Consider the following 6,346-nt stretch of genomic DNA (forward strand, 5'->3'; position numbering starts at 1 on the left):
AGCCTACATTTACTATATGCCCTTATGGGCGCAGCACCTCGTGGTCGATTATCCCGCCGCCGAGCAGTTTGTCCATCCATATCGCGTCCTTCTGGCTGTCATACAGTTTGTCGATTCCCAGCCCCTTGAGGTCGAGGTCGGGGAATTCCTGGTGCGTCCCGTCGTACTTCGGGCGCACGTAACAGTTGAAAGTACGGTTATAGAGGTCTGTCAGGCGGTCTTTGAAGTCGGACGACTGCTCGCGCAGCCATTCGGGGAAAGCAACCCGGATCTCGTCTATCTTGCTGTTGGCGAGCTGTATGGCCTCCCCGTCACGCACTTTGACCTCCCGCCGTTCGCCGTCCACCCATTTGAGGACGGTCTTGGTGATGTCGGGCGAAGTGTTTTGCAGGGCGTGTTTCAAAAGGTGCAGGCCGTTGTACTTACGGGTCTGCGCGCTGACGGCATACTGCTCCGTGATCTTCACGTTCGTCGCTTCCGCCTTCACGCCGTACTCGTCCAGGTTGGAGGCGAAGGTGATCTTCACCTCCGTATCGAAGAGCGAGGAGGCGAAACGCTCGTAAACACCTTTTGGAATCCACCGTTCGCCCAGGTTGAAGTCCAGGTCGTCGAAAGCGATGGGTTTGGGCGTCGCCTCGCGCAGAGCCTCCAGCGATTCCCGGGCCGGGGCGTGGTCGGGATTCTCCCGCAGGAACGCCTCGATCCGGTCGGCTTTCCCGATGACATTGCCGGCGATGAACTTGTCGGCAACCTCGTAGCCGTCCGTTTCCGGGTTGTAATAGATGCGTCCTTTCAGTTCCCCGAGTATTCCCTCCACGGTAGTTCCCGTGAGCGAGGCCATGTAGTGCGGTTCCACCCGGCCGTACTTGTTCAGGCTGGCCACAAGGGCCTCCGAAGCGTCGTCGGCGTGCGTGATCTCATCGGGATTGAAGGCCACGGGACGCTCGAAGATGTCGGCTTTGCGTGCCTTGCCGTCGATGTAACGCTCCAGCGACAGAATCTCCGTCCCCCGCGCGTCCATCTTGATCAGGTCGAGGTTGCGTTTGTCATTGAGCCGTCCGAAGCGTTCGGTGAAATTGTCGTAAAGCCGGTTGAGCATCTCCCGCAGGGCGGGGTTCGCCGTCAGCGTTTCCGCCTCGTTGTTATAAAGGTGGTAATAGGCATCGCGTATCTCGATATACATGGAGGCTTTCGTCCGTTGTGCAGGCGTGAGTTCCAGCGGGTGGAACATGGGTTGCAGGGATTCAGTCTCCCGCAGGTAGCCGACCCGGTTTTGTCCGTCCGTGACGAGTGTTCCCTCGCGGAAATAGGGGGCGACCTCCCCCTCGAACGGTCGGGGTTTCATATCCGCCTCCCGTATCTGCGGCATTTCTTTACCGGGTTCTTCCTCCTCTGGATTGTCCGGCGTGTCGAACAGGCCGCCCGTTCTCGGCGTACCGGCGGCTTGTTTCCGTTTGCCTTTCGGGGCTTCCGTCGGGGGGCGTACCGCCTGCCGTTCCCGCTGTTCCGGGGTTTCCTGCTGCCGGGCGCTTTGTCGGCGCAATTCCGCCCTCCGTTCCGGGGTAAGCGACATCATCATCTCGTAAAAGCCGTTGATCGGCGGGTTGTCCTCCCAGTTCAGGGAGGCATACAAGTCTTCGGGATCACGCTCCGGTGGCGTCGTTTTCGGCATTTCGCTCTTCTGTTCCTCCGGAGAGGAGGCCGGGGCGAATAATGAGGGTTGTCGGGGCGTCTTCCGCTTTGCTCCCCGGCGGCTGTTCCTTTTCTTGGATATACCGAGTTCTGCCTGCCGCCGCTCCTCGGCGCTGAAGCCGAACAGATCGTAGAGCGTCAGCAACGGTTCCTGCTGCACATTTACCGGTTCGGCAGCTTGGGTGGCAGGTACGGGAGCCGCCGTTTCCACCGTGTCGAAAAGCGACCCGGCGAAGCCCTCCCGCGGTTTCGGTTCCGTTGTTCCGCCCACGTGCTGCACGGGAGTATCCGCCATGCCGAAATCTTCGGGTTTCGGCGGGTGCTGCTCCCACAAGCGATTCTCCCGCTCCTTCGACCAGGCCCCGAAGTCGGCCAGATCCTCCCCGGTCGGTTCTCCGGCGGATGTGGCGGCAGAATCCGGTAACGCTTGTCCGGGTTTGTTTTCGATTCGGGTAATCTCCCCGGTTTCGGTATCGACATGGTAGCCCTGCGCCGCCATTTCTGCGACGACGCGGCGTTTTTCCTCCTCTTCCCGCTGCTGCTGAAGGTTACGGGCGTCGGCGATAATCTCCTTGACGATTTCTCCGGCAAGGCGGGGCTCGTGTCTTTCGGCACGCTGGCGTTCCGCCTGACGGGGACGAGACAATTCCCGCTCCGGTGTACCGGGTGTCTGTTCCGGAGCATGTTCCAGGCAATAACTCTCGTTGAAATGCCGGTTGAAATCCTCCGAGAGCATACGCCGCATCTCCCGGTCGATGCCGTCCACGCCCTCCGCGTGGGTGAACTCCATCGCCGGTTTGCCGTAGGGGTCTTTGCCTACTTTGGCCTCGGTATGGATCACCCTGTCGAACGACTGGAAAAGGTTGTTTATCCGGATGCCGTTCGACAGCTTGCGGGATTCGATGAAATCCCGCTGCCGTTCGGACAGTTCCCCCGTGGCGGCTTTCTTTTGCAGGATAACCAGGTCGCTGCCGACCTCCGTCCCCGCGTGTTCTGTAAAGAGGTTGTTCGGCAGCCGGATGGCCGATACGGGCTCGCAGCGGTTCATCAGCCACTCGCGCACGGGGCGTCCCTGCTCGGCGTTCAATACTCCCTGCGAGGTGATAAATGCCACCAGGCCGCCCTCGCGTACCATATCGACGGACTTCATGAAAAAATAGTTGTGCAGCGCCCGTGTGCCTTGCCGCCGCACGGGGTCGGTATGGGTGGAGAAGAACGGGTCGAAGAGCGCCACGTCCCCGAAAGGGATGTTGCTCACGGCCACGTCGTAGTAACCGGCGTATTTGGGTTCGATGCGCTCGAATCCCTGTACCCGCACCCGTTTTTCGGGGTGCAGGTGCTTCAGGATCAACCCCGTGGCGGGGTCTTTCTCGAAGCAGGTGATCTCCGCATAGGGGTCGTGGAAATCCACGGCACTGACGAAAACCCCCGTTCCCGCACTGGGGTCAAGAATACGTTGGGGGGCAATCCGCGTGTCCCATATCGCCTCCACGATGGCGTCTGCCACTTTCGGGGGCGTGTAAAAAGCCGTCAGGACGGAGTTCTTGATCCCGTCCATGTAGCGCTTGTATTCCCGTTCGTCGGGAGTATTCGCCCTGATGACCTCGTGCAACTCGGCCACGAGCGTTGCCATGCCGTCCTTGTCCGGTTTCCCGGTGGGGTTTTCCAGCACTTCCTTGATGGCGCCGAAGCCGCTGTATGCGCCGAGTGTCCTTTCTTCTTCGGGAGTCGGCGCCCGCCGTTCCCTGTCGAGCGTGAAGGCCGTCTTCAGCGCGTCGATATTCTGGCGGAGGTGGGTTTTCTTATTGAATGCCATCTTCGAGAAGTATTTGGACGGTTCCCGTCAGTTCGGTATAGAACAGTTCATAGTCGGGCGTGTCGGCGAAGTCGTCCGTGAGGTCGTACTTCTCCAGCACCCCGCGGCAGAGGGGCAGCAGGCGTAGAGCCGCCTGCCGGGCGGTATCCTCGGGAATCTCCGCCTCGAATTCCCTCCAGAGGATGTTTACCAGCGTGTTGTAGGGTGAAAAGTGCAGTCCGCGGCAGAGTTCCTCGCGGGCAATTTCTTCGGCCTCGATGTGGTTGCAGCCCGAACGGATCGCCTCGCTGTACGCTTGGGCGGCGCTGTCGGCCCGCTCGGCGATGAACTCACTTTCGGCGATGAGTTCCGGGTGGCTGTCCTTGAGGTAGGATAGTAACGAAAGTCCGTAATAGGACAATTCCCCCGTGGGGGTATGGTGTTGCTTGTCTGGCATGATAAGAATTTTTAGTGGTCGTTGATAATCGGGGAAGAGAAAGGCGCCCCGGGTTCCCACCCGAAGCGCCGACCACTGAAAAAATCCTTATCAAACAAGCGTATCTCGTTATGACAGGTCTTTTCCAGTGGCAAAGGTAACGATTATTTCCGTTTGTTCCTCTTTCCCTGCCTGGGAGTATCGCGCGGCTCGAAAACGAACGAGGTCTTGAACTGGTCATCGAGCGTGAGGGCCGCGTCGAACGTCCCGCCGCCGTTTTTGACGAATCCCCGGATCGTGCCGGTTTTGCCTTTGGTCAGCAGTTCCGCGAGCTGCTTGTCGGTCAGCTCCTTGCGGGCCACGGTTCTCCATACGGTCAGGCCGCAATCGGGATTCTGGCACTTGGCGAGTTTGGGATAGAACACCACGGGCCTGCCGCAACGCGGGCAGGCTGTGTCACTCTCCGCGCCGTCGATTCTTGCTTCCAGCAGTTCTTTGGCGATTTGCGAGGCGAAGACCTCGATACCGCGATGGAACGTCGGGGCGTCCATCTCCCCGGTAGCGATCTTCGAGAGGGCCAGTTCCCAGCCGCCCGTCATGGCGACATCGGCGATCTTCTTGTCCCTGACCACGGCATACACGGCCAGTCCCTTGTCCGTGGGTACAAGCGACTTTTTCTCTCGCCTGACATACTCGCGGGCAAAGAGCGTTTCGATGATGGCGGCACGGGTGGCGGGCGTGCCGATGCCGGCATCCTTCATCGCCTCGCGTTCGGCCTCGTCGGACAGTTCGCGTCCGGCGGTTTCCATCGCCGCCAGCAGGCTCGATTCCGTGTGAAGGGGGCGCGGCCGGGTCTGTTTCTGTTCCGTGACGCATCCTTTGACGGGCAGCTCGTCGCCTTGCACGATGTCGGGAAGGAGGGTCATGTCCTCCTCTTTCTCCTCGACAGGTTCATTCAGGACGGCCCGCCAGCCCGTCTCGACCATGATACTGCCGCGGGCCGTGAAATCATGCCCCGCGCTTTGCAGGGTAAGGGAAGTGTTTTCTTTCACGCAGGCCCCGGAAAAGGTTTCGAGCATCCGCCCCGCGACCATCTCATAGACGATGCGGTGGTCGGCATCCAGTTCGGAAGGGAGGTTCTCGGTGGGAAGCAGCGCGTGGTGGTCGGCGATCTTTTCGTTGTCCACGCTTCGGCGGGAGAGAGATGCGGTATCCATCCTGCCCGCGTATTCCGCGAAACGGGGATAGCGTGTCATGTTCCCGATGAGTGCCGGAATCTCCTCGGCCACATCTTCCGATATATAGCGTGAGCCGGTACGGGGATAAGTGATGAACTTCTTCTCGTAAAGCGACTGGGCGATGTCGAGCGTTTTTTCTGCCGAAAAACCATACCGGCTGTTGGCCTCTTTCTGGAGTGTCGTCAGGTCGTACAAGAGAGGCGGCTGTTCCCTGGCCTCCTTGCGCTCCACGTTCACGACGCGTACCGTTCGGGCGCCGATAACCTCGGCGCGGGCTGCTTCCGCCTTCTCCCTGCCGTCGAATTTCTCCGTGGAGAGGACGGTGAACTCCGTGCCCTCCTTTGCCGTGGAGAGCTTCAGCCGGAAATAGGTGGCGGGCTTGAACGCCTTGTTCTCCAGGTAACGGGAGCAGATGATCGCCAGCGTGGGGGTCTGCACCCGTCCGAGCGACCAGACGCCCCGCCCGGCAGCCACGGCAAGCGCTTGCGAGGCGTTGATACCGACGATCCAGTCGGCTTCGCTGCGGGCTTTGGCCGAGAGGTAAAGGTTGTCGTATTCGTTGCCGGGGCGGAGGTGTTGTAACCCCTCGCGGATGGCCCGGTCGGTCAGGCTGCTGATCCATAACCGCACGAAAGGGGTGCGGCATTCCAGGTAAGAGTAGATGTAGCGGAAGATCAGCTCACCTTCACGCCCCGCGTCGGTCGCGACGATGATGCGCTCGGCCATGCCGAACAATTCCCGGAGAATACCGAGCTGCTTCACGACACCCGGGTCGGCCTTATACTCTTTACCCTCCCGAACCTGCCGGGGCAGGAGGATGAACGATGATGGCAGGATAGGCAGGTTTTCCCGGCGGAAACCCGCGATGCCGTACTGTTGGGGCATTGCCAGCCCGACCAGGTGGCCGAAGGCCCAGGTTACGGCGTAGCCGTTTCCCTCGATAAAACCGTCTTTACGGTTCGTGGCTCCCACGATGGCGGCGATCTCACGCGCCACCGAGGGCTTTTCTGCGATAATTACTTGCATGATGATTCGGATTTTTCAGTGGTTGTTTTCTTGTTGTTCTTCTTCTTTCTCTTTTTCCGGACGGGAGATCAGCCGGCGGTCGTAATAGACATGGTTGCCGTTCCCGTCGTAATACTGCCGTCCGTCGTCCGCCTCCTCCGGGGGGCTGCGTTTACCCGG

2 protein-coding genes and 1 pseudogene are annotated in these 6,346 nt (G+C 60.1%); all 3 read right to left on the reverse strand.

Features of this window, described 5'->3' with window-relative positions:
* Nucleotides 1-34 precede the first annotated feature (34 nt).
* Nucleotides 35-3,508, reverse strand: a pseudogene (locus DXA54_RS27230) (N-6 DNA methylase); the annotation flags it as partial.
* Nucleotides 3,495-3,944 carry a DUF1896 family protein gene (locus DXA54_RS27235; RefSeq protein WP_004295482.1) on the reverse strand — a complete coding sequence of 150 codons (450 nt, stop codon included), beginning with the start codon at nucleotides 3,942-3,944 and terminating at the stop codon, nucleotides 3,495-3,497. The gene DXA54_RS27235 and the pseudogene DXA54_RS27230, both read right to left, overlap by 14 nt.
* Nucleotides 3,945-4,087: 143 nt before the next feature.
* Complete coding sequence (locus DXA54_RS27240; RefSeq protein WP_032558157.1) at nucleotides 4,088-6,187, reverse strand: type IA DNA topoisomerase; 2,100 nt, start codon at nucleotides 6,185-6,187, stop codon at nucleotides 4,088-4,090.
* Nucleotides 6,188-6,346 lie beyond the last annotated feature (159 nt).

Source organism: Bacteroides sp. OF03-11BH, assembly GCF_003604005.1.
In the GTDB taxonomy this organism is placed as follows: Bacteria; Bacteroidota; Bacteroidia; order Bacteroidales; family Bacteroidaceae; genus Bacteroides; species Bacteroides ovatus.

What these genes read in the sequence shown, in the direction of transcription:
- DXA54_RS27235 (WP_004295482.1), bottom strand. Translation starts at nt 3,944, where the DNA reads ATGCCAGACAAGCAACACCATACCCCCACGGGGGAATTGTCCTATTAC.
- DXA54_RS27240 (WP_032558157.1), bottom strand. Translation starts at nt 6,187, where the DNA reads ATGCAAGTAATTATCGCAGAAAAGCCCTCGGTGGCGCGTGAGATCGCC.